Genomic DNA, 21,255 nt, shown 5'->3' on the forward strand with positions numbered 1-21,255 from the left:
GAATAGTACTACTAATAAGTAATTAATGAAAAGGATGATTCTATGGACCTAATACCAGCAATTGATTTAATGAATGGTAAGTGTGTAAGGCTTTTTAAAGGCGACTTTAATAAAAGAAAAGACTTCACAAAAGAGCCTCATGAGCAAGCTAAATTTTGGGAAAGCGAAGGAGCAAAATATATACATATAGTTGATTTGGATGCTGCAAAAACTGGATCCCCAACAAACGATAAATCAATAAAAAAGATTGCAAAAACAGTTAACATACCTATTCAAATAGGTGGGGGGATAAGGTCTCAAGAAAGGATAGAACAATTATTTTCTTATGGTATTGAGAAAGTTATCATGGGAACCTCTGCAATAGAAAATAAAGAACTAGTTAAAGACTTATCAAATAAATTTCCTGGAAGGATAATTGTTGGGATAGATGCAAAAGATGGAAAAGTGAGTACAAGGGGTTGGCTTGAGCAATCTAATATTTTGGCCACAGATCTAGTAAAGGAGTTTTCTTCATTTAAAATTGCTAGTTTTATTGTTACAGATATAAATACAGATGGGACTTTAGAAGGGACAAATGAAGAATTCATAAAAAGCATACTTGAAATTACAGATATTCCAGTAATAGCCTCAGGCGGTGTTGGTTCAATTTCTGATTTATTATCGTTAGTAAAATTTGAAAACTCTGGACTCTTTGGAGTAATAGTAGGTAAAGCTCTATATGAAAATAAATTCACAATAAACGAAGCGAATAATGTATTGTCAGCAGAGAGATTAAATGACTTTGATTTAAACACAAATTACTACGCTTAAAAGAGTATAAAAATTCTATTAAGGCTGGTGTTTGCAGGAATTGTTAGTTAATTTTGAATAAGAGATAAGAAATCTAGTCTTGGAATTAATTTCAAAAAAATCAATATTGATTATTGCTCCAAGCTTAATAGCAGAATCTTTATCGCTTAAGTTAACATCACTAGACCAAAATTTAGAAATTAATTTTAATAATGGAACAGGTGATAAAACTCCAGATTTAGTTATATGGAATGTTCTTAATTTCCAATCAGAAGATCTTGTAAGGTTAGAGTTTTTAAAATTAAGAGAAAGATATGATGAGTCAAAGTTTCTTATAATTCTCTCTGGCGAACTTGTTTATGAAGCAAATAACCCTCCATCGTTAAATGCTGAAGGTTTTCTTTTAAATCCCAGTGCAGAAAAAGTTCTTGAATCTATTGATACCATTTTAAATGGAGGAAGGGTATTTGATATTGAAAATAATTCCCGAGTTCAATTAAACAAAAATAAGCCTCTCTCTTTTAGTCAAAAAATTCTAACTTCAGGTCTTAAACAAATCGATTCTGAAATTAATCATATATTCAAATATGTCAACTCTGATTCAACACCAGAATTTTATAAATTCATTTTAAAAGGAAGATTAAGAGAACTTATTACTGCAAAATCTTTTCTAATTTTCTTATGGGGTAATTCACTAGAACTTTATACAGAGGCGGTTTACACTGAAAATAAAATTAATCTTGAAAATAAGAACACTGTTTTCATAAAAGATAAAAACACCGCAGAAATATGGAATTTGATTTTAGATAGACTAAAAGAAAGGTATAGCTCAACTAACTTACAAGTTGAATTTAATAATTCATCATTAATTCTCTCTGGAATAAAAAAAGAATTCATTTCGCGACTAATTTGCAAAATGTTAGATGAGTTAGATAATTTAGTAAAAAATATTAAGGAAAACTATAAGGAGAAAGATTTTAAAGATGATTTAGATTCTCTTATAAAAGAACTTAAAGTTAATACAATTTCAAATATCACAGACAGTTATTTTCGATTAAAAAAAGGAGGCGAATCTATTTCAATAAATGATTTTATCTATAGTGAGGTAAGTTGCGAAGAGATAGATAGAGAATCACATGAATCAATAATGTTTATTGAGCCAATTATTAAAAATGAAGCTCTTGACTATGATGGGAAATTACTCCCTCTATATGAAACAGAATCGTTTTTGATCCTCGAAAATATAATTTCAAATTGGACAATAAGGAACTGTAATTTATTAGCCTCTGAAATCTTTAATATTTGTTCTTCTTGGCCTGAATTAAGAACTGTACTTATAAATCCCGAATTACAATCGACAAGAAATTTTGAAAGATTTAGAAATAATATTAATAACTACAATCGCTGGCATGACTATATTTATATGCCTATCTATTTGTATGAGAGTAAACGAGAATATATTGATATTATTGATAAAAAATTTACCCGTTACTTTAAAAATGAAAATAGGGAGAAAGAATTAGAGAATCTAGAATGGCTACAAAAACAAGTTACATTGTTAGTTGAGATAAGAGATGCAGTAGCACCGCAGTTAGAAGTTGCTGTAAAATATATCGGTAATCTTTTTGTAACTTTCCTTACAAAGGTCGTTGGCAAAGCTATTGGTTTAGTGGGGAAAGGAATCCTTCAAGGATTAGGAAGATCAAGTTCAAAGTAAGTTTTTAAACTTTAATGAAAATAATTCAATGGATCCTAATAGCATTAATTTTCTTAAGTCCATATAAAGCAAATGCATCTAGAGATTCTGATAGTTACGATGGCAACATCTTTCCTATATACGCGGGAAATGGGGCAATAGTTCCTCCCCAGACAACTCTTCAGGAATCATTAAAAAATAAAAGAGTAGCAGTTTTATTTTTTTATCTTGACGATAGCTCAGATAGTAAAGCTATGGCTCCGATAATATCTGGTTTAGATTTGATATGGAGAAATAATATAGATATAATTGCTCTAACTACTGATGAATTACAGGATAAAGAAAAGTCTGATCTTAGAAATGAACCTAATTATTATTGGAACGGATTAATTCCACAAACCGTGATTTTAAATAGCGATGGTGAAGTTAAATTTGATGAAAATGGAATGATTAATATCGATGAATTAAACAAAGTTATAGGAGAACTAAAAGGAATTAATATAGAAGATACGACATTTTCTGTAGAGAGTTTTAATGAATACAACAGTATCATTTCTGAAAAAAAAGATAAAAACAAAAATTAATTAAAAAATGATATTAATAAATATCCTCTTATTTCTTTTATTTTTTTTAATTCTTTCAGATTTATATATTAAAAACTCACCCAAATCAAAATTAAATCTGGTACCTATAAATTATAAAATCAAAAAAAAAGATGGTTTAAACGAATTAATTATTGATTTAAAAATAACTAATAAAAGTAAAACCAAAGAGACGATGGTATCTAATATAAATTTTGAATTAGATTTTTTTAAAAATAAAGGTAACGAATATTCCCAAAATTTTAATTATCAAGAAGATATTTATATATATGAAAATAATAAAATTAAGAATTTAAATAATTACTGGCCAACAACAATTATCAAGTCAAATTCAGAATTATTTGTAAGAATCATATATAAATTTAGCAATAATAATTTTAGAAAAAAAATAAAATATTTATGGTTAAAAGTATTTTGGGAGAACTATGGACATTTTGGTATTTCAAATAATGAGGATTGTTTTTTAATTAATTTAGATAGTCAAAAACAAAGGCCGAAAGAAGTTTCTGAAATTACTTTAAATAATAAATATAAAGCTTTTGCTATTAAAACTGATATACTTGGTTGCTTTGATAATCCAGTAAGTACTGTGATTGAATACTGCAAAGGAATTGTAGAAAAAAATGATATTTTAACAATCGGCGAGAGTCCGCTAGCGATTATGCAAAATAGATATATTTCCCCTAAAAATTTAGAATATAGTTTATTTTCGAAAGCTTTATGTTATTTTTTTCACCCTACAAGCAGTCTCGCAACAGCTTGCGGAATGCAATTATTAATAAATAGAATCGGAGTCACAAGAATAACCTTTGCACTATTAATTGGATTTCTCTTCAAATTATTTGGTATTAAAGGTATGTTTTATAGGTTAACTGGTTCAGAATCATCCCTCATTGATGATATAAGCGGCACAGTTACACCTTACGACAAGAGTATAGTTATGGGTCCTCTCAATTCGGATTTATTTTGTAAGGAGGTCTCGAACTATCTAAATATAGATGTTGCTGTTGTCGATGTTAATGATCTTGGAGGTGTGAAAGTCTTAGCAAGTTCAAGTAAAAAAGTAAATAAAATACTTAAAAGAAACTTATTATCTAATCCAGCAGGCAATGGAGATGAAAAAACCCCTATAGTATTAATAAGAGAAAAAAAGTAAATGAAAAAAGATACCTCTTATTCTTTTCAATCTAAAAAAGGAATGGAAGTAACTTTTGAAGAACTCCATATACGGCACATTAATCTTTTAATAGATATTAAAAATAAGGAATTGAATAATTGGTTTTTAAAGATGGCAATTATCAATACCTTTGATGACTTAAAAATCTTCTTGAATAATCTTAAGAAAAATAAAAATAAATGCATAATTGCTATATATGGAAACGAAATTATCGGTTATTTGAACATTTTCCCATTAAACAAAAAAGAGACTTGCTTAAAAATATCTAAGCCCAAGTTGATAAATAGCAAGTCTTCTTTAACCGATAAACAATTAACTTTAGGATTGATAAAAAAATCTATCTCAATAAAAGAAACCAAAACTTCAAGTTGGATAATTAATTCAGATATAAATAATGTTGACCTCATATCAAACTCAAGAGAATTAGGCTTTCAACCTTTAGGAGAGATAATCCTTTGGGATGGATCTGATCTAAATAAACCTAACAATCAAAATACAAATGCCTATACATTAATTAATGAATTCCAAAACATAAATAAACAAAATATATTAAAAATAGTTAATTTCATAAGATCAAATCAATCTCCCTTAATAAGAAATATTTTAGATTTTGATCAAGAGGATATTCTTAAAAGAAATAACTCTAAGAGTGGTGCCTTAATATATGAAAATTCAGTTTTATGTACAATTTTAAAAGATATTAATTATCAAAAAGAAGAAATTTATACTTTAACTATAAGTAGATATTGGGATGAGAGATTCAATTCAATTTTAAAAGAATTTATAAAAAGATTTTTTGAAAAATCACCTGTTTCATATTTAAAAACCTATAAAGAAAATTCTCAATTAAATGTTTTTCTCGAAGAGTGTAATATCAAAGAAAAAAATCAAGAAATAATTCTTATTAGGAACACAATAATTAAGAATGAGTCCAAACAAGTAAATATAATAAATCAATCTTTGGAATCAATCTTTGAAAAATTAAGTCCTCAAGGTAATCCATATCCATCTCCTTTTCCATTAAAAACAAAGTGAAATTTTGCAAACCCCAACCCAAGTCAATTTTGAGTTTGGATATAGGTACCAAAAGAATAGGATTAGCTTATTGTGATCCCCTCTGCATAACATCAAATATACTTCCAGCAGTGAAACGATTTGAAAATAATCAAGAGATTAAAATCATTAGAAATTATATAAATGAATTTAATTTGACTGGTTTTATCGTGGGTATACCGCTAGATGAGAAAGGTCAAATGACCACTCAAGCTATTGACTGTAAAAATTACGGTAAATTACTTTCAAATGAATTAAAGCTTCCATTTTCTTATGTCAACGAACATAGTTCAACTTGGGAATCTTCAGAAAGATTTGGTATAAAAAAAGATAAATCCGGATTGATTGATAGTTTTTCAGCAAAAATAATACTTGAACAATGGATCGAAGAAGGTCCTGAATTAGAAGAAATAGCTGGTAAACGTCAGATAAAATATTAGTATTAAAAAGGATAGATAATTTTTAAATGAAAGAAGCCAATTCAAATGATAATTATGATGCACAGACTCTTTTATTAAATGACTCAAATGGAAACGAGCTATTTTGTTATCTTGAACAATTAGTAAGTGTTGAAGGCCAAGAATATGCTTTATTAACCCCAGTTGATACTCCAGTAAGTCTTTTTAAGATAAATGAAAAAGATGAACCTGAACTGATTGAGAAAATAGATAAAAATGAACAAATACTAAAAAATGCTGAAGCAGTCCTTCAAGAACATGATTTAAGACTTATCAGGTCAGCAGTTACATTAACAGTATCAGGAGAACTTGAAGAACCAATTTACGATGAATTAGAAGAAGATTACGTCGATGATGATAGTGAGAGTTATGAATTGCTCGTTAACTTTAATCTTTTTGACCAAGAATATGGCTTATATATACCACTAGATCCTTTTTTTATTGTTGGTAAATTAAAAGACAATGGTGCCTTATTAGTTGAGGATGATGAGTTCGATAAAATTCAACCTTTGATTGAAACTGAGCTTGAAAAAAGTAGTTCTTAAATTAAATGAGATCTATCCTAAATGTCAATTGGGATTCAAACTTACCAATATATAATATTTCTCAATCTGAGTTGCAAAAAAAAGGAATTAATTCTTTATTGCTAGACGTGGATGGGACTCTAGTAAATAGAAAATCAAATATGATCCCAAAAGCTGTAAAAAATTGGATCATAGAATCTAAAAAACTTTTCTCCTTATATCTAATAAGTAATAATCCATCAAAAAAAAGAATCGAAAAAATAGCGAAAGAATTAAATTTAAGGTATAAATACAATGCATCAAAACCTAGAAAAAAAGTAACTTTGTCTGCTATCAAAGAAATTGGCAGAGAGCCAAAAAATATAGCCATTATTGGCGACAGAATTTTTACAGATATTATTGTTGGTAATAGATGTAATATAAAAACAATATTAGTTAAGAGATTAAATAGAGATGGCCTGCCTATAAAATTTAATTTAACTTTGACAATAGAAAAATTAATTTCTCATTTTATAAAATGAAAACTTGGGTTATAAAAATTGGTACTAGTATTTTAAGAGGAACAGAGGAAACATCTACAGAAGAAGTTATTGAAAACCTTTCTAGATCCTTTACAAGTTTTCTTTCAAAAGGAAACAAGTTAATTTTAGTAACTAGTGGAGCCGTTGGATTAGGCTGCCAAAAGTTAAATATTAAAACAAGACCAAATGATTTAAGTACACTTCAAGCTACTGCTGCAGTAGGTCAAGTTAATTTAATGTCCTTATACGATAAAGTATTTAATAAATTAGGTCTTAATATTGCTCAAATTTTAATAACTAAAGCTGATTTCAATTCACGAGAATCCTTTAATAACGCTTCTAAAACTTTAAAAAGATTAATCGATTTGAATGTTATTCCAATAGTAAATGAAAATGATACCGTAGCAAATGAAGAGCTTAAATATGGAGATAATGATACCCTCTCTGCTTTAGTTGCCTTGGCTATAAATGCTAACAAGCTTATTTTATTAACCGATATTGAAAATCTATACTCAAAAGATCCACGTAATAATAAAGATGCGCAACCTATTAAAGAAGTTCATAATAGTGAATTAAAGGAAATTAAAGATAAAAATATTCTAAACTCAAATAATGAGTGGGGAACAGGAGGAATTTCTACAAAATTAATTTCTGCAGAAATTGCAACAAAAGGAGGAGTCGAAGTCCAACTAGTTGATGGAACTAATAAAAAAAACTTAATTGAAATATTTAATGATAATAAAATTGGAACTTTATTTTATCCAGTAGAAAAACCTATTGGAAACAAAAAAAGTTGGCTTTCACACGCAATTCAAACAGTAGGGAAAATTACTTTAGATGAAGGCGCTTCTTTTGCAATTAAAAAAAAAGGTGCCTCACTTTTAGCGGTTGGTGTTAAGAATGTAGAAGGAAACTTTACGATTAATCAGGCAGTTAAAATCGTAAATACAAATGATAAAGAAGTTGCAAAAGGTTTAGTATCAATAAGTAGCGACAAATTAAGAAGTATCTTAAATAATAAAGAAAATAACAACTCCTCGATAATTGTCGTTCATAGAGATGTTCTTGCTCTCTCTTAGAAAAAATTAAAACTGAAAAATGCTTTTAAGTGATTTAGTTGATCTAATAAAAAAAGGAAATTCAAATTTTATTAGTGCCAATATTTTCGAAGATTTAAATATAGATGATGCTGCCTCATTAGAGGCTGCAGTTAAACATCAAATATCTTTTTTAGAAGAAAATAATATACTTAAAGAAAAATTAGATCAAACTAAAGCATCAGCAATAATAACTACTAACAACGATGAAATCGTTAGTGCCCTAAAAAAACTCAATATATCTAACATAATCGTTAAAAATCCAAGAATTGCATTTGCAGAAGTATTGGATTATTTATATAAAACTATCAATTTCAAACCAGGAATTCATGACTCAGCAGTTATAGATAAAACAGCAATAATTGGAGCAGATTGCCATATTGGACCTAATGTCTATATTGGGGAAAATACAGTAATTGGAGACAATAATCATATTCTTCCTGGATCATCAATTTTAGGCAATGTTCAAATAGGAAATAATAATATAATTCATCCAAATTGTGTTATTTACGAAAATACCACTCTAAAAAATAATTGTGTAATTAATTCAAATTCTGTTATTGGATCAGAGGGATTTGGTTTTATTCCTGAAAATGGCAAATGGGTAAAGATGCCGCAAAAAGGTGGTGTAAAAATAATGAGTTTTGTAGAAATTGGAACTAATTGTTGTATTGATAGACCCGCAGTTGGATTTACTTTTATTGATGAGGGAACAAAGTTGGATAATTTAATACAAATAGGTCATGGCGTAAAAATTGGAAAGAATTGTGCATTTGCAGCTCAAGTTGGTATCGCTGGAGGCGCAAATATTGGAGATGGTGTTATTTTGGCAGGGCAAGTAGGAGTCAATAATAGAGTAAAAGTTGGTAATAATGTCATTGCGAGTTCAAAATGCGGAATCCATTGTGACATTGAAGATGGCAAGGTAATAAGTGGTTTCCCCGCGATGGAAAATAAATCATGGCTAAGGAGTTCAAGTATATTTAAAAAATTACCAGAATTAGCAAAAAAACTTAGACAATTAGACAAGCAATAATTTATTGTTCTATTAAACAAAAATTTAAATGAAGAAATATAAGATTGTTTTATTGTCAGGAGATGGAATTGGACCAGAGATTTCAGAAGTTTCAAAAAAAGTTTTAAAAAAGCTTTCAAAAAATCATAATTTCGATATTGAGATTATTGAAAAATTATTTGGAGGGATAGCGTATGAAAAATATGGTACTCCTGCTCCAGATGAGACACTAGAACAATGTAAAAAAAGTGACGCAGTACTTTTAGCATGTGTTGGAGATATTAAATATGATTCTCTTGCAAGAGAATTAAGGCCAGAAAGTGGGTTACTAAAGTTAAGATCTGCCCTAAACCTTTTCGCAAATATCAGGCCTGTCAAAATAAGAAAATCTCTATTAGATGCAAGTACATTAAAAAAAGAAATCGTTGAGCATGTAGATCTTATTGTTGTAAGAGAATTAATAGGAGGAATTTATTTTGGGAAACCAAGAGGACACATAACAAATACAAAAATCCCAAAAGCTTTCAATACGATGATCTATGATTCAACTGAAATAGAAAGAATAACCGAAATAGCAATAAAAATTGCTAACCAAAGAAATAAAAAAATATGTTCTGTTGATAAATCAAACGTTCTTGAGGTTAGTCAATTGTGGAGAGATACAGTTTTAAATATCACCTCAAAAGATAAAAATATATCCCTAAGCAATATGTATGTTGATAATGCAGCAATGCAATTAGTTAGAGATCCTAGTCAATTTGATGTGATTTTAACTAGTAATTTATTTGGAGATATATTAAGCGATTTAGCCGCAATGTTAACTGGTTCTATTGGTATGCTTCCATCTGCTTCTTTAAACAATAATGGCCCAGGCGTTTTTGAACCTGTTCATGGTTCGGCTCCTGATATAGCTGGTAAAAACATAGCTAATCCTATTGCAATGCTTTTATCTGCTTCCATGATGTTAAAAATTGGATTAAATGAAGAAGAAGCTGCAGAAAATTTAGAAACTGCCATTGATAAAGTTTTATCAAAAGGATTTAGAACAGCAGATTTAGCTGATGGGTCTACTGAAGTTTTATCTTGCAGTGAAATCGGAGATAAAATAATGGATGAAATTTAAAAAAAAATTAATAAATAAAAAAATATTTTTAAGTAAAACATAAAGTTGGCATATGACCTGTCAGAATCATTAGATATTGTTTTTTAAAAATGTCAAAACGTCATCCAGTAGTTGCTGTAACAGGATCTTCAGGAGCAGGAACAAGTACAGTAAAAAGAGCCTTTGAGCATATTTTTGCCAGAGAAGATATTGTTCCCGCAGTTGTTGAAGGTGATAGTTACCACAGATTTGAAAGAATGCCTATGAAAAAAGCTATGGCAGACGCTCTTTCAAAAGGTGAAAATTTCTCACATTTTGGTCCAGAGGCTAATCTTTTTGACAAGCTAGAAGAACTTTTTAAAATCTATGGTGAAACTGGAGGAGGAAAGAAAAGATATTATCTACATAGTCTTGAAGAAGCAGAAGAACATAATACAAGACTTGGGACATCCCTAGAACCTGGACAATTTACTCCATGGGAAGATATTCCTGAGGGAACAGATGTACTTTTTTATGAAGGTTTGCATGGCGGGGTAGAAGGTGATGGATACAATGTTGCCTCTTATGCTGATCTACTTGTTGGAGTTGTTCCGATAACAAATTTAGAGTGGATTCAAAAAATCCATAGAGATAACGCAGAAAGAGGTTACTCAGCGGAAACTATTGTAGATACTATATTGAGAAGAATGCCTGATTATATAAATCATATATGCCCACAATTCAGCAAAACCGATATTAATTTCCAAAGAATTCCCACAATTGACACTTCTAATCCTTTCATATGCAGGAATATCCCAACTCCTGATGAGAGCTTTGTGATCATACATTTCAGAAAAGGGGCAAGAGAGAAATGGGGGATTGATTTTCAATACTTGCTTGGAATGATTAATGATTCATTTATGTCAAGTCCAACAAGTATCGTTGTAAATGGAGGAAAAATGGGATTCGCAATGGAACTAATTCTCACTCCAATAATTCATAAAATGATTGAGGAGAAAAATAAATAATAATTAATTTTCGATTATCAACTTAAATCATTATTTTTTAATTTTGAGAAGTTTTTAATCTAGAGGATCTCAAATTTTTATATATCTTTCTTGATAAAAGTACCTTACTTAGATTTAAATAGAAAAAACAGGTAACGTTGTGTCATTAATCGACTGGTTTGCCGCAAGGCGCAAAGATCAATTTGTTGGGAAAGTTTCCCAAGATACTGACGAAGGAGATGGATTGTGGGTTAAATGTTCTGAGTGTTCGCAAGTAGCCTATAGAAAAGACCTAATATCAAATTTCAATGTTTGTAGTAATTGTGGACACCACAATAGGATTAATAGCGATGAAAGGATAAATATAATTGCTGATAAAAATTCATTTAAAGAATTTGATAGTTCACTAAGTCCTACAGATCCTTTAGGTTTTAAAGATAGAAGAGCGTATGCTGATCGAATTAAAGAAAGTCAAGCAGGTACAGGTTTAAGAGATGGAGTCGTAACAGGTATCTGTTCTGTGAATTCAATGCCTTTAGCATTAGCTGTTATGGATTTTAGATTTATGGGAGGATCCATGGGTTCAGTAGTTGGTGAAAAAATTACAAGGATAATTGAGAGAGCAACTTTGGAAAATTTTCCAATTCTTATTGTTTGCGCATCAGGCGGAGCAAGGATGCAAGAAGGTATGTTAAGTCTCATGCAAATGGCAAAAATATCTGGAGCACTAAAAAAACATAAAGAGAAAAATCTCCTATATATGCCCTTATTAACTCATCCAACTACTGGAGGGGTAACAGCCAGCTTTGCGATGTTAGGTGATTTAATTTTGGCGGAACCTAAAGCACTTATTGGATTTGCTGGAAGAAGGGTTATAGAGCAAACATTAAGAGAAAAATTACCCGATAATTTTCAAACAGCTGAATATCTGCTTGAGCATGGTTTTGTTGATGTAATTGTGAAACGAAAAGATCTCAAGGATACTCTGACTAAAATTTTAAAAATTCATGGTGTAAAAGAACTTGCAGAAGCAAATATATAAAATGAGTATAATTTCAAATTTCTTTTATTTTTCTTTAAGCCTTTTATTTTTTATTTTAAATTTTGCGCCATATTCTTATGGGATAGGAAATGTTGACTGGGTGCTACTAAAAGAGAATAGTGAAGGGAAAGAATGGCTTGATAAAGGCAGTATTAAGCCTTTTCCAAATGGTGAAATCAGTGTCTTAACAAAGTTCTTCAAAAATCCAACTAATTCTGATGATGATGGAGAGTTATCACTTTATGTAATGAGAATTAATTGCGATGAAAAAAAGTTTAAAGATACTTCCATAAATGGAATACCTCAATTCAATTCAAAATGGCAAACTTCAAATAATGATGAACTCATAGATGTTGTTATTGAAAATAGTTGTTCAGAGTTTATTAATGGATAAGAATGAATTCTAAAAATAAAAAATTAAAAATAGCAATTGCTGGACTAGGGTTTGGTAAAAATGTTCATTTAGAGGCATTAAAAGAGTCTGATTACTTAACTCCTGTAGCAATTTATCATTACGAGAAAAAACAAAAATCGATATTAGAAAAAGAAACGGGCTTAGATTTTTTTCATGATTGGAATGACTTAATTAAATCTCCAGAAATTGATGGGATCATTATTGCTACCCCTCCTGAATCAAGATTTAAATTAGCAAAAAGCGCACTTGAGAACAATAAAAATTTGCTACTAGAAAAACCTGTTTCAATATCTTCCCTTGAAATTGAAGAGCTTCAGAGAATATCTTTGATTAATAATTTAAGCGTATGTGTTGATTTTGAATATAGGGCAGTACCTCTTTTCCTTCAGACAAAAAAACTTATTGATGAAAATATCTTAGGAGATATATATCTAGTCAAATTAGATTGGTTAATGGGCAGTAGATCCGACCCCAAAAGATCCTGGAATTGGTATTCATTGGAAGAAAAAGGTGGAGGAGTTATTGGCGCTTTAGGTACTCATGCATTCGATATGTTGAATTGGTTTTTTGGAGAAGCAATAAACGTGTCTGGCAAGTTAGCAACATCAATAAAAAAAAGACCTTTACCTAATTCATCTGATTTAAATGATGTTACGAGTGAAGATGTATGTTTAGCCAATATAGAAATATCAAACTACAGCTCAAATCTTGTTCCATGTCAGGTATCTTTATCATCAATTTCTAAAAATGGTAGAGGATTTAGTTTAGAAATATATGGAAGCGAAGGTTCACTAATTCTTAAAAGCGAAAACCAAAAAGATTATGTACATGGTTTTAATTTGAAATTTTCAAACAACGAAAATAAAATACAAAATCTAACTGCAGATTTAAGTTTTAATTTTGAAAAAACATGGACTGATGGAAGAATAGCTCCAGTTTTGAGAATTCAAAATTTATGGGCTCAGAGTATAATTAATGGAACACCTGTAATCCCAGGCTTATGCGAGGGACTTGCAAGTCATAAAGTTTGCGAAGCTATAAGAGAATCGTCGAAGAGCGGGTTAAATATAAAAATATAGATTTTGTATATCTAATTACGTGACATTTGATCCCTCTTTGTACTAAACTCGCGGAAACAAGTGCTTTGTATAGCATCTAACTTATTTTAATTATGGCCCTCGTTCCACTAAGACTACTTTTAGATCACGCTGCTGAGAATGGTTACGGTATTCCAGCTTTCAATGTTAATAATCTTGAGCAAGTTCAAGCAATCATGGAAGCAGCATATGAAACTGATAGTCCTGTAATCCTCCAAGCTTCAAGAGGGGCAAGAAATTATGCAGGAGAAATTTTCCTACGTCATCTAATCCTTGCTGCTACAGAAACATATCCTAATATTCCAGTGGTAATGCACCAAGACCACGGTAATGAGCCATCAACATGTTATTCAGCAGCAATAAATGGTTTCACATCAGTAATGATGGACGGTTCTCTAGAGGCAGATGCAAAAACACCTGCTAGTTACGAATATAATGTTGCAGTTACTAAAAAAGTAGTAGATTTTGCTCATTCAGTTGGAGTTAGTGTTGAAGGAGAGTTGGGTTGCTTAGGTTCATTAGAGACAGGAAAAGGTGAAGCGGAAGATGGTCATGGATTTGAAGGTGAACTTTCTACAGATATGCTTTTGACTGATCCTGAAGAAGCTGCAGATTTTGTAGCCAAAACAAAAGTCGATGCTTTAGCTATTGCTATAGGAACAAGTCATGGTGCTTATAAATTTACAAGAAAACCTACAGGAGAAGTTCTTGCAATAAGCAGAATTGCTGAAATTCATAAAGCACTTCCAAATACCCATCTTGTAATGCATGGATCTAGTTCGGTTCCTCAAGAATGGTTGGATATCATTAACAAATATGGCGGTGAAATCCCTCAAACATATGGTGTTCCTGTTGAAGAAATTCAAGAGGGAATAAGAAATGGAGTTAGGAAAGTCAACATTGATACTGATAACAGACTTGCTTTCACTGCCGCGGTTAGAGAGGCAGCATTTGCTGATAAGGCAAACTTCGACCCAAGACATTTCAACAAGCCTGCCAGAAAATACATGAAGCAAGTTTGTCTTGATAGATACAAGCAGTTCTGGTGCGAAGGTCAAGCAAGTAAGATCAAACAAAACAGCACTAATTATTTTGCTGATCTTTATGCAAAAGGTGATTTGGATCCAAAAGTAAAAGCTACTGTTTAATTTCTTCCCAAATTAAAAAAAAGACCTCCATAATTGGGAGTCTTTTTTTTATTTCAATATTAATGATTTTAATGTAAAGAGACCATCAGTCCCACCAATTGTCTCGTCGCATGCTCGCTCTGGATGAGGCATTAAACCAAGAACATTTCCCTTCTCATTAGTTATGCCTGCGATATCGAATGAGGATCCATTGGGATTATTCTTATATCTTAAAGCGATCAACTCATTATCTACAAGTTTCTTTAAAGTATCAGAATCACAATGATATCTTCCTTCCCCATGCGCTATTGGCAACTTAATTGTTTGTTTTTCATCTACATTGTTGAACCAACCTCCTTTTGAAGAAACTATATCAAGTTCAACATCATCACAGATGAAATTAAGATTTTTATTTGCAGTAAGGGCACCAGGCAAAAACCCTGATTCTGTCAAAATTTGAAACCCATTACAAATTCCTAAAACTCTTTTCCCGCTTTTAACAAACTCATCCAAGGCATTTATTAATGGAGAGAATCTCGCAATTGCTCCGCATCTTAAATAATCACCATAGCTAAATCCTCCGGGTAAAACTATTGCATCTACATCACTTAAATCTGAAGACTCATGCCACAAATATTTTGTTCTTATGTCTAAACAACCTTCCAACGCCCATGAAACATCACGATCACAATTAGAACCAGGGAAGACAACAACTCCTACAGTAAAATTATCCATCTTATAATTTTTCTAGTGAATACTCATAATCTTCAATAACAGTATTTGCGAATAACCTATCACACAATAAATCAATTTTTTCTCTTACTTCTTTTTCACCATTACCTTCTATTTTTACCTCAATCATTTTTCCTATACGTAATGATTTAATTCCCTCGGCTCCAAGTTTTATAGAAGCAGATTTGGTAGCTTCCCCTGCTGGATCTAAAACTGAGGGTCTTAGTCTTACAAAAACTTTTACAGCAAATTGGTCCAATTAAAAATTAATTTCTACTAGAAGATTAGTTTAAATTTTTATAAAAAGTACTATTGATTAATAAACAAATATTTTTACCTCAAGGTTTTCTGAGTAATTAAATGTTTATGAAGCCTCTACCAAAACAAACTAAGCAAGTTCTTCTTGAATTTTCATGAGTTTTGAAATTTCCTGCGCCTCCACATTTTGAACATTTTATTTTATCAATTGATGTAACGCCGTCAGAGATTATTTGTTTTAAAGCAATTTTTGGATTTTCCATATTGGGCTGTCTACTGTAGTAAGTATCCCGACAGCTAACTATAAAGTCAAATTGCAATTTTTGGATCACTTAAAATCTTAAATTTCTCTTTAATTTTTCTATTGAAAGTTTTTATAGATTTTTCATCAAAAGAAATTATTACTAATTCAAGCCCAGCATTATCATTTGGTCTCCAACAATTGTCTGGAGCTTCTTCAAACCAAGTATTAATTTTCTTTCCGACAATTTGTATTTGTAAAGGTAATGATTTGTTTGGTATCCAAATACGTCCTTTTATTCGAAGAATGTTTAGTTCATCCAAGATTTTTGTCATCTCCTTTTCAAAGTCATTTTTTTCAAGGAAATAATTTAATTTAAATGAATCTGATACAAGCTCAACATGATTATGGTCATGTTCTTCAGTTAAAAATTCTTTATAAGTCTCTTTTTTTAAATTAAAGTCGAATAGATAGTTTAAATCAATTTTGCCGTTCTTAGATTTAAGGACTGGTGTAGATGAGTTTAGACTTCCTTGAATTTTATTTTTTACAACGTTAAACTGATCATCATTTAAGATATCTGATCTTGAGACTAAAACGATATCAGAAACTTCTAGTTGCTCCTCAAAAAGTTCATCTATAGTGGCGTTGTGATCAATTTTATCTGTTTCATTATATTGTTTTGTTATTTTATTTAAATCATTAATTGGTGAACCATTAAGCATTGATTCTCCATTAACGATGCCAACAACAACATCAAGGTAGATGGAAGACCTAATCTCAGGCCAATTAAGTGCTTGAATTAAGGGAATTGGTAGTGCCAAGCCACTTGTTTCGATAATTATTGATTCGATAGGAGGATTAAATTCTAGGAGAGCTTTTATTGATGGAACAAAATCATCTTGAACAGTACAACATAAACATCCATTGTTTAATTCGATAACGCAGTCTTCTTCAGATTGATCACATTTATCACAACTTTTAATCAAATCACCGTCAATTCCAACATCACCAAATTCATTAATTATTAAACCAAATTTTTTATTACTTTCTTTTAATAGATATCTTAGAAAAGTTGTTTTACCTGAGCCAAGAAATCCCGAAACAACTATAACTGGTATTTTTTTTTTCATCTTTGATGATTAACAACCCAAGCTATATTCTGTACTCTCTCCTGTAGAACTATTTGTGCCATTAGCAATCGCACATAGTTGTTTTTGTTGTGTACGACTAAGAACAGCATCAGTAAAATCTGCACCATCTATTTTTGCTCCTTCAAAATTGCTCTCCATTAATAAAGCATTTGTAAAGTTAACATCCGAAAGATCCGCATTTGTAAAGTCTGTTGCGTAAGCTAATGCATCTCTTAAATTGGCTCCAGTAAACTTTGAGTCTTGCAATTTACTATTATTGAAAACCGCGCCCTCTAAATTACTTTCACTGAAATTAAACCCATTCAAATCAAACTTAACGTATTCGTTACCGCTTAAGTCTTGACCATGCATATCTGGCTCTAAATTAAGGTCTTGCTGGTTTCTAATCTCAGGAGGTCTTTTAGCCCATGCAGAATTTACAGAATTAAAAAATAAAATCCCAACGAATAATAAAGTAATTAGTGCATTCTTTAGTGAGTGAGAAACAATTGATTTAATCATAATAAGACTGTATTTTAGAACTTAAGTATTTAAAGTTTGTAAGAGTATCTTAAAGGAAAATATATGGCAATGTCACTAAAGGTTATTGTTCCTCCTCATCCATTAATAAAACATTGGCTTTCAATATTGCGAGAAAAAAATACTCCAAACATTTTGTACTCAACTGGATATGAGCAATTAGGAAAATGGCTTACATATGAAGCATTACGTAATTGGCTGCCATATAAAAAAGAAATAGTAAATACTGATAATGGAGACACAGATGGATTCTTTATTAATAATGATTATCCAATAAAAGTGCTCGCAATGTTACCCGAAGGGTTATCTCTTTGGTTTGGATCTAAAGAAGTAATTCCTAATTCAACTCTCTCATTAGGAGAACTTCCTAAAACTATTGAATCAAATGAAGGAGTTATATTTTATTCAGAACAAATAACAACAAAATCAGCAACATTAGAAACTTTAATTAAATTAAAGGAATTAGGTGTTGATTCAAATAGGATTCTTTTAATAACTGCTATTTGCTCAAATAAAGGATTAAATGAAATTGCGAAATTACTCCCTAATCAGGTAATTTACACTTCTTGCATAGATGAGGAAGACGAAAAAACACAATTATTAGTACCGGGTATTGGGAATCCTCTATCGCGTTTAAGTACTATATTTCAAGATAAGAACTAATATAGAATATAGGAGTAAATATTTTACCAATGTCTGAATACAGAGATTCGTCTTCAAATAATCTTTTATCATTAATAAGCGGTGCTTTTATTGGAGCAGCAGGTCTAGCTTGGTGGTTAATATCCGAGGCAGACAAAAGAAAGGAGGAAAAAAAACAAAAAGCAATGATGTATTCCTCCAGAATTCAAGATGGCTCAGAAGCGATTGATTCAAATGAAAATATAAATGAAGTTGAAGGAGAGAATCTGGAGAAGAAAGTTGAGCAACTTAATTCTGCAATTGCTGATGTGAGGAAGCAACTTGAAGAGTTGGGGCAATAGAATAAAAAAGGTTCTCAAATAATATGAATAAACTCAGATCATCTGCAATAACCCAAGGTGTGCAAAGATCACCTAACAGATCCATGTTAAGAGCCGTTGGATTTAATGATGAAGATTTTAATAAACCTATTATTGGAGTTGCAAATGGATACAGCACCATAACACCATGCAATATGGGTTTAAATAAGTTAGCTCTAAAAGCTGAAGAGTCTATAAAAAGATCAGGTGGGATGCCTCAGATGTTTGGGACTATAACAGTAAGTGATGGGATTTCTATGGGAACAGAGGGCATGAAATATTCCCTAGTTTCAAGAGAAGTTATTGCTGATTCAATTGAAACAGCATGCAATGCTCAGAGTATGGATGGAGTACTTGCTATAGGTGGATGTGATAAAAATATGCCGGGTGCCATGATTGCGATTGCAAGAATGAATATTCCCTCAATTTTCATTTATGGAGGGACAATAAAGCCTGGGAAATTGCATGGAGAAGATCTTACTGTTGTTAGTGCATTTGAAGCTGTTGGACAATTAACATCAGGCAAAATTAATGAAGAAAGGCTAATCCAAGTTGAGAAAAATTGTATTCCTGGTGCTGGTAGCTGTGGAGGAATGTTTACCGCTAATACAATGTCTGCGGTTATTGAAGTATTAGGGTTAAGTCTTCCTCACAGTTCCACTATGGCTGCTGAAGATCTTGAAAAAGAACTAAGTGCTGATAAAAGTGCTGAGATATTAGTCTCTGCAATAGAAAAAGATATAAGACCTCTAGACCTAATGACAAAGAAAGCATTTGAAAACGCAATATCAGTAATTATGGCAATTGGCGGGTCAACAAATGCGGTATTGCACATCCTAGCTATTGCAAATACTGCAGGAATAGATATCAACATTAATGATTTTGAGAGAATCAGACAAAAAGTACCCGTTATTTGTGACCTTAAACCGAGTGGTAAATATGTGACGGTAGATCTTCATAAGGCAGGTGGGATTCCACAAGTAATGAAAATACTTTTGAATGCAGGATTAATTCATGGTGATTGCAAAAACATTGAAGGCAAAACCATCTCAGAATACTTACAGAATATTCCAGATAAGCCTCCAACAAATCAAAATGTCATAAGAGACATAGATGACCCTCTTTATAAAAAAGGACATCTAGCGATATTAAAAGGTAACTTAGCGAGCGAAGGTTCTGTAGCCAAAATTAGCGGCGTAAAAAACCCTGTATTAACAGGTCCAGCAAAGATTTTTGAAAGTGAAGAGGATTGTTTAAAATCGATATTAAATAACGACATCAAAGCTGGTGATGTTGTTGTTATTAGAAATGAAGGTCCTGTTGGAGGTCCAGGCATGAGAGAAATGTTAGCTCCAACATCTGCGATTGTTGGTCAAGGGCTAGGGGAGAAGGTGGCTTTAATTACCGATGGCAGATTTAGCGGGGGTACCTATGGTCTTGTTGTGGGTCACATAGCTCCAGAGGCTGCTGTAGGAGGAAATATAGCTTTAATAAAACAAGGTGACTTAATTACAGTAGATGCTGTAAAACAACTAATTGAGGTTGATTTATCTGACGAAGAATTAGAAAAAAGAAAAAAAGATTGGGTAAAACCTATTCAAAAATACAAAAGAGGAATTCTTTCGAAATATTCGAGAATCGTAAGCACATCAAGTTTAGGGGCTGTTACTGATTTATAAATCAGCTCAAATTTTATTTTCTTAATCAATAAAACTTTTTATCCTATTTGCTAAATTTTCCAATCTAGCGCTGTATTTTGGTGAGTTGCATTTTTTCCCATTATTGCTATCCATCCATAATGTTTTAACTCCACACCATAATATTGGTTCATCAGGGAAGTTAAGCTTAGAGATTACTAAAACCAACTCTTTATTTGATTTAAAAAGTTCTAATTCAAGATCATAAATTTCTAATCTCTTACCTTCTTTATCTCGACATAAGATATTAACTGTTAAATCAATATCTTCATCTTCGAATTCGTATTCACCACTTATTTTTACTACAGAATGAACAAAAGGTTTATTTGTTAAATCTGCTGACTTAGCGATTAAGCTCTCTATATTTTTAGTTGGGTTTTCAAATAACACTTATTGATTTAATTAAAACTTTTATTGAACCCTGTTTAAACTCATTATTAAGTAATCCATCATCACCAAACTTAGAGTGTAGTAGTTGCAATCTTTTAATTTTAGATGGCTTGAATTTAAATGGAAAACGTACTTTATTAGCTCTTACTGAAGGTTTTAACTCACTAAAAGGAATTTGAATATTTGTTGTCCCGAATTTTTTTGTTGAGAATGATTTAATCCATCTTAGTCCACCCGGAATAAATTCGGTTAGTCCTAGTAGATCATCTTCACAAGCGACAGCAAATTTAAAAGTTCTTCCTTGTCCATCAATATTTAATTCAAAGGATGAATATTCAGATACATTTAAAGTAGGTTTATATACAGACGATCTACAACTAACAAATCCTCCTGCTTTCTCGACAATATTACCCTTTAATATCAAACCCGAATTTGAAATTTCACAAGAAGCTGAACTTGATCCGCCCATAACAGTATCGTTTAATGTTTTCCAACCATCGAACTCCTTTTTCTGGAATAAAAATTTTTTCTTACTCATTAAATAATTTAAATTATTAATAGA

The 21,255-nt window shown here is 31.1% G+C and carries 26 protein-coding genes; 19 read left to right on the forward strand and 7 right to left on the reverse strand.

The genetic code is table 11. The features are described from left to right. Window positions 1-42 precede the first annotated feature (42 nt). From hisA to fba, 16 genes are all read left to right on the forward strand, one after another. On the forward strand, window positions 43-810 hold the full coding sequence (gene hisA / locus BS621_RS00520) for a 1-(5-phosphoribosyl)-5-[(5-phosphoribosylamino)methylideneamino]imidazole-4-carboxamide isomerase (RefSeq protein ID WP_025923088.1): 768 nt from the start codon (window positions 43-45) through the stop codon (window positions 808-810). Window positions 811-889: 79 nt separating this feature from the next. Continuing rightward, the gene (locus tag BS621_RS00525; RefSeq protein WP_077141439.1) at window positions 890-2,506 is read left to right on the forward strand and encodes a DUF3685 domain-containing protein; all 1,617 of its coding nucleotides are present in this window, start codon (window positions 890-892) and stop codon (window positions 2,504-2,506) included. 14 nt (window positions 2,507-2,520) lie between these two features. Then, a complete protein-coding gene (locus BS621_RS00530) occupies window positions 2,521-3,069 on the forward strand; it encodes a thylakoid membrane photosystem I accumulation factor (protein WP_025894411.1) in 549 nt (182 codons plus the stop codon). A 7-nt stretch (window positions 3,070-3,076) separates the two neighbouring features. Further along, window positions 3,077-4,243 (forward strand): hypothetical protein, encoded by a 1,167-nt coding sequence (locus BS621_RS00535; protein WP_025922330.1) that lies wholly within the window; start codon window positions 3,077-3,079, stop codon window positions 4,241-4,243. Next, on the forward strand, window positions 4,244-5,299 hold the full coding sequence (locus BS621_RS00540; RefSeq protein WP_077141440.1) for a hypothetical protein: 1,056 nt from the start codon (window positions 4,244-4,246) through the stop codon (window positions 5,297-5,299). Next, window positions 5,296-5,757, forward strand: coding sequence for a Holliday junction resolvase RuvX (ruvX, locus tag BS621_RS00545; RefSeq protein ID WP_077141441.1), 462 nt, complete (start codon window positions 5,296-5,298; stop codon window positions 5,755-5,757). The genes BS621_RS00540 and ruvX overlap by 4 nt, the downstream gene beginning before the upstream one ends. 26 nt (window positions 5,758-5,783) lie before the next feature. After that, window positions 5,784-6,320: a DUF3727 domain-containing protein gene (locus tag BS621_RS00550; RefSeq protein WP_025894407.1), complete on the forward strand. Its 537-nt coding sequence runs from the start codon at window positions 5,784-5,786 to the stop codon at window positions 6,318-6,320. A gap of 5 nt (window positions 6,321-6,325) precedes the next feature. After that, entirely contained in the window at window positions 6,326-6,820 is a 495-nt protein-coding gene (locus BS621_RS00555; protein WP_025894406.1) for a YqeG family HAD IIIA-type phosphatase, read from the forward strand. After that, on the forward strand, window positions 6,817-7,899 hold the full coding sequence (gene proB / locus BS621_RS00560) for a glutamate 5-kinase (RefSeq protein ID WP_025894405.1): 1,083 nt from the start codon (window positions 6,817-6,819) through the stop codon (window positions 7,897-7,899). Before BS621_RS00555 ends, proB begins: the two co-directional genes overlap by 4 nt. Window positions 7,900-7,918: 19 nt before the next feature. Continuing rightward, window positions 7,919-8,953 (forward strand): UDP-3-O-(3-hydroxymyristoyl)glucosamine N-acyltransferase, encoded by a 1,035-nt coding sequence (gene lpxD / locus BS621_RS00565; protein WP_077141442.1) that lies wholly within the window; start codon window positions 7,919-7,921, stop codon window positions 8,951-8,953. A gap of 28 nt (window positions 8,954-8,981) precedes the next feature. After that, on the forward strand, window positions 8,982-10,055 hold the full coding sequence (gene leuB, locus BS621_RS00570; RefSeq protein WP_025894403.1) for a 3-isopropylmalate dehydrogenase: 1,074 nt from the start codon (window positions 8,982-8,984) through the stop codon (window positions 10,053-10,055). Between the two features lie 89 nt (window positions 10,056-10,144). Continuing rightward, window positions 10,145-11,041 carry a phosphoribulokinase gene (locus BS621_RS00575; RefSeq protein ID WP_025881193.1) on the forward strand — a complete coding sequence of 299 codons (897 nt, stop codon included), beginning with the start codon at window positions 10,145-10,147 and terminating at the stop codon, window positions 11,039-11,041. A 139-nt stretch (window positions 11,042-11,180) separates the two neighbouring features. Further along, window positions 11,181-12,062, forward strand: a complete 882-nt coding sequence (gene accD, locus BS621_RS00580; RefSeq protein WP_025890687.1) for an acetyl-CoA carboxylase, carboxyltransferase subunit beta — start codon at window positions 11,181-11,183, stop codon at window positions 12,060-12,062. Between the two features lies 1 nt (window position 12,063). Continuing rightward, window positions 12,064-12,456: a hypothetical protein gene (locus BS621_RS00585; RefSeq protein WP_025894402.1), complete on the forward strand. Its 393-nt coding sequence runs from the start codon at window positions 12,064-12,066 to the stop codon at window positions 12,454-12,456. 2 nt (window positions 12,457-12,458) lie between these two features. After that, window positions 12,459-13,556 (forward strand): Gfo/Idh/MocA family protein, encoded by a 1,098-nt coding sequence (locus BS621_RS00590; RefSeq protein WP_025923082.1) that lies wholly within the window; start codon window positions 12,459-12,461, stop codon window positions 13,554-13,556. A gap of 92 nt (window positions 13,557-13,648) precedes the next feature. Further along, entirely contained in the window at window positions 13,649-14,722 is a 1,074-nt protein-coding gene (fba, locus tag BS621_RS00595; protein ID WP_011376344.1) for a class II fructose-bisphosphate aldolase, read from the forward strand. A 48-nt stretch (window positions 14,723-14,770) separates the two neighbouring features. Here the strand turns inward: fba and purQ are convergent, their stop codons facing one another. The 5 genes from purQ to BS621_RS00615 form a co-directional block, all read right to left on the reverse strand. Then, window positions 14,771-15,436 carry a phosphoribosylformylglycinamidine synthase subunit PurQ gene (purQ, locus tag BS621_RS00600; RefSeq protein WP_077141443.1) on the reverse strand — a complete coding sequence of 222 codons (666 nt, stop codon included), beginning with the start codon at window positions 15,434-15,436 and terminating at the stop codon, window positions 14,771-14,773. 1 nt (window position 15,437) lies between these two features. Then, complete coding sequence (purS, locus tag BS621_RS00605) at window positions 15,438-15,692, reverse strand: phosphoribosylformylglycinamidine synthase subunit PurS (RefSeq protein WP_025928315.1); 255 nt, start codon at window positions 15,690-15,692, stop codon at window positions 15,438-15,440. Window positions 15,693-15,789: 97 nt separating this feature from the next. Next, window positions 15,790-15,954, reverse strand: a complete 165-nt coding sequence (locus tag BS621_RS09320) for a hypothetical protein (protein ID WP_198025615.1) — start codon at window positions 15,952-15,954, stop codon at window positions 15,790-15,792. A gap of 46 nt (window positions 15,955-16,000) precedes the next feature. Continuing rightward, window positions 16,001-17,065 carry a GTP-binding protein gene (locus tag BS621_RS00610; RefSeq protein WP_025923080.1) on the reverse strand — a complete coding sequence of 355 codons (1,065 nt, stop codon included), beginning with the start codon at window positions 17,063-17,065 and terminating at the stop codon, window positions 16,001-16,003. Window positions 17,066-17,074: 9 nt separating this feature from the next. Further along, window positions 17,075-17,587, reverse strand: a complete 513-nt coding sequence (locus tag BS621_RS00615; RefSeq protein ID WP_025923079.1) for a pentapeptide repeat-containing protein — start codon at window positions 17,585-17,587, stop codon at window positions 17,075-17,077. 63 nt (window positions 17,588-17,650) lie between these two features. Here BS621_RS00615 and BS621_RS00620 point away from each other — a divergent pair, with 63 nt between their 5' ends. Genes BS621_RS00620 through ilvD form a run of 3 tightly spaced genes read left to right on the forward strand, consistent with a single transcriptional unit; the run spans window position 17,651 to window position 20,285 of the window. Beyond that, complete coding sequence (locus tag BS621_RS00620) at window positions 17,651-18,268, forward strand: uracil phosphoribosyltransferase (RefSeq protein WP_077141444.1); 618 nt, start codon at window positions 17,651-17,653, stop codon at window positions 18,266-18,268. A gap of 29 nt (window positions 18,269-18,297) precedes the next feature. Continuing rightward, window positions 18,298-18,588 carry a hypothetical protein gene (locus tag BS621_RS00625; RefSeq protein ID WP_011376338.1) on the forward strand — a complete coding sequence of 97 codons (291 nt, stop codon included), beginning with the start codon at window positions 18,298-18,300 and terminating at the stop codon, window positions 18,586-18,588. 23 nt (window positions 18,589-18,611) lie between these two features. Then, entirely contained in the window at window positions 18,612-20,285 is a 1,674-nt protein-coding gene (gene ilvD, locus BS621_RS00630; RefSeq protein ID WP_025891605.1) for a dihydroxy-acid dehydratase, read from the forward strand. A gap of 21 nt (window positions 20,286-20,306) precedes the next feature. Here ilvD and BS621_RS00635 read toward each other — a convergent pair whose 3' ends face one another. Both BS621_RS00635 and BS621_RS00640 read right to left on the reverse strand, forming a co-directional pair. Further along, window positions 20,307-20,693, reverse strand: coding sequence for a coat-like protein (locus BS621_RS00635; RefSeq protein WP_077141445.1), 387 nt, complete (start codon window positions 20,691-20,693; stop codon window positions 20,307-20,309). Then, window positions 20,683-21,231, reverse strand: a complete 549-nt coding sequence (locus BS621_RS00640) for a CIA30 family protein (RefSeq protein ID WP_077141446.1) — start codon at window positions 21,229-21,231, stop codon at window positions 20,683-20,685. The genes BS621_RS00635 and BS621_RS00640 overlap by 11 nt, the downstream gene beginning before the upstream one ends. Window positions 21,232-21,255: the final 24 nt, after the last annotated feature.

The sequence above is a fragment of the Prochlorococcus sp. RS04 genome (assembly GCF_001989455.1).
In the GTDB taxonomy this organism is placed as follows: domain Bacteria; phylum Cyanobacteriota; class Cyanobacteriia; order PCC-6307; family Cyanobiaceae; genus Prochlorococcus_A.

What these genes read in the sequence shown, in the direction of transcription:
- hisA (WP_025923088.1), top strand. Translation starts at nt 43, where the DNA reads ATGGACCTAATACCAGCAATTGATTTAATGAATGGTAAGTGTGTAAGG.
- BS621_RS00530 (WP_025894411.1), top strand. Translation starts at nt 2,521, where the DNA reads ATGAAAATAATTCAATGGATCCTAATAGCATTAATTTTCTTAAGTCCA.
- BS621_RS00535 (WP_025922330.1), top strand. Translation starts at nt 3,077, where the DNA reads ATGATATTAATAAATATCCTCTTATTTCTTTTATTTTTTTTAATTCTT.
- BS621_RS00540 (WP_077141440.1), top strand. Translation starts at nt 4,244, where the DNA reads ATGAAAAAAGATACCTCTTATTCTTTTCAATCTAAAAAAGGAATGGAA.
- BS621_RS00550 (WP_025894407.1), top strand. Translation starts at nt 5,784, where the DNA reads ATGAAAGAAGCCAATTCAAATGATAATTATGATGCACAGACTCTTTTA.
- BS621_RS00555 (WP_025894406.1), top strand. Translation starts at nt 6,326, where the DNA reads ATGAGATCTATCCTAAATGTCAATTGGGATTCAAACTTACCAATATAT.
- proB (WP_025894405.1), top strand. Translation starts at nt 6,817, where the DNA reads ATGAAAACTTGGGTTATAAAAATTGGTACTAGTATTTTAAGAGGAACA.
- lpxD (WP_077141442.1), top strand. Translation starts at nt 7,919, where the DNA reads ATGCTTTTAAGTGATTTAGTTGATCTAATAAAAAAAGGAAATTCAAAT.
- leuB (WP_025894403.1), top strand. Translation starts at nt 8,982, where the DNA reads ATGAAGAAATATAAGATTGTTTTATTGTCAGGAGATGGAATTGGACCA.
- BS621_RS00575 (WP_025881193.1), top strand. Translation starts at nt 10,145, where the DNA reads ATGTCAAAACGTCATCCAGTAGTTGCTGTAACAGGATCTTCAGGAGCA.
- BS621_RS00585 (WP_025894402.1), top strand. Translation starts at nt 12,064, where the DNA reads ATGAGTATAATTTCAAATTTCTTTTATTTTTCTTTAAGCCTTTTATTT.
- BS621_RS00590 (WP_025923082.1), top strand. Translation starts at nt 12,459, where the DNA reads ATGAATTCTAAAAATAAAAAATTAAAAATAGCAATTGCTGGACTAGGG.
- fba (WP_011376344.1), top strand. Translation starts at nt 13,649, where the DNA reads ATGGCCCTCGTTCCACTAAGACTACTTTTAGATCACGCTGCTGAGAAT.
- purQ (WP_077141443.1), bottom strand. Translation starts at nt 15,436, where the DNA reads ATGGATAATTTTACTGTAGGAGTTGTTGTCTTCCCTGGTTCTAATTGT.
- BS621_RS09320 (WP_198025615.1), bottom strand. Translation starts at nt 15,954, where the DNA reads ATGGAAAATCCAAAAATTGCTTTAAAACAAATAATCTCTGACGGCGTT.
- BS621_RS00610 (WP_025923080.1), bottom strand. Translation starts at nt 17,065, where the DNA reads ATGAAAAAAAAAATACCAGTTATAGTTGTTTCGGGATTTCTTGGCTCA.
- BS621_RS00615 (WP_025923079.1), bottom strand. Translation starts at nt 17,587, where the DNA reads ATGATTAAATCAATTGTTTCTCACTCACTAAAGAATGCACTAATTACT.
- BS621_RS00620 (WP_077141444.1), top strand. Translation starts at nt 17,651, where the DNA reads ATGGCAATGTCACTAAAGGTTATTGTTCCTCCTCATCCATTAATAAAA.
- BS621_RS00625 (WP_011376338.1), top strand. Translation starts at nt 18,298, where the DNA reads ATGTCTGAATACAGAGATTCGTCTTCAAATAATCTTTTATCATTAATA.
- ilvD (WP_025891605.1), top strand. Translation starts at nt 18,612, where the DNA reads ATGAATAAACTCAGATCATCTGCAATAACCCAAGGTGTGCAAAGATCA.
- BS621_RS00640 (WP_077141446.1), bottom strand. Translation starts at nt 21,231, where the DNA reads ATGAGTAAGAAAAAATTTTTATTCCAGAAAAAGGAGTTCGATGGTTGG.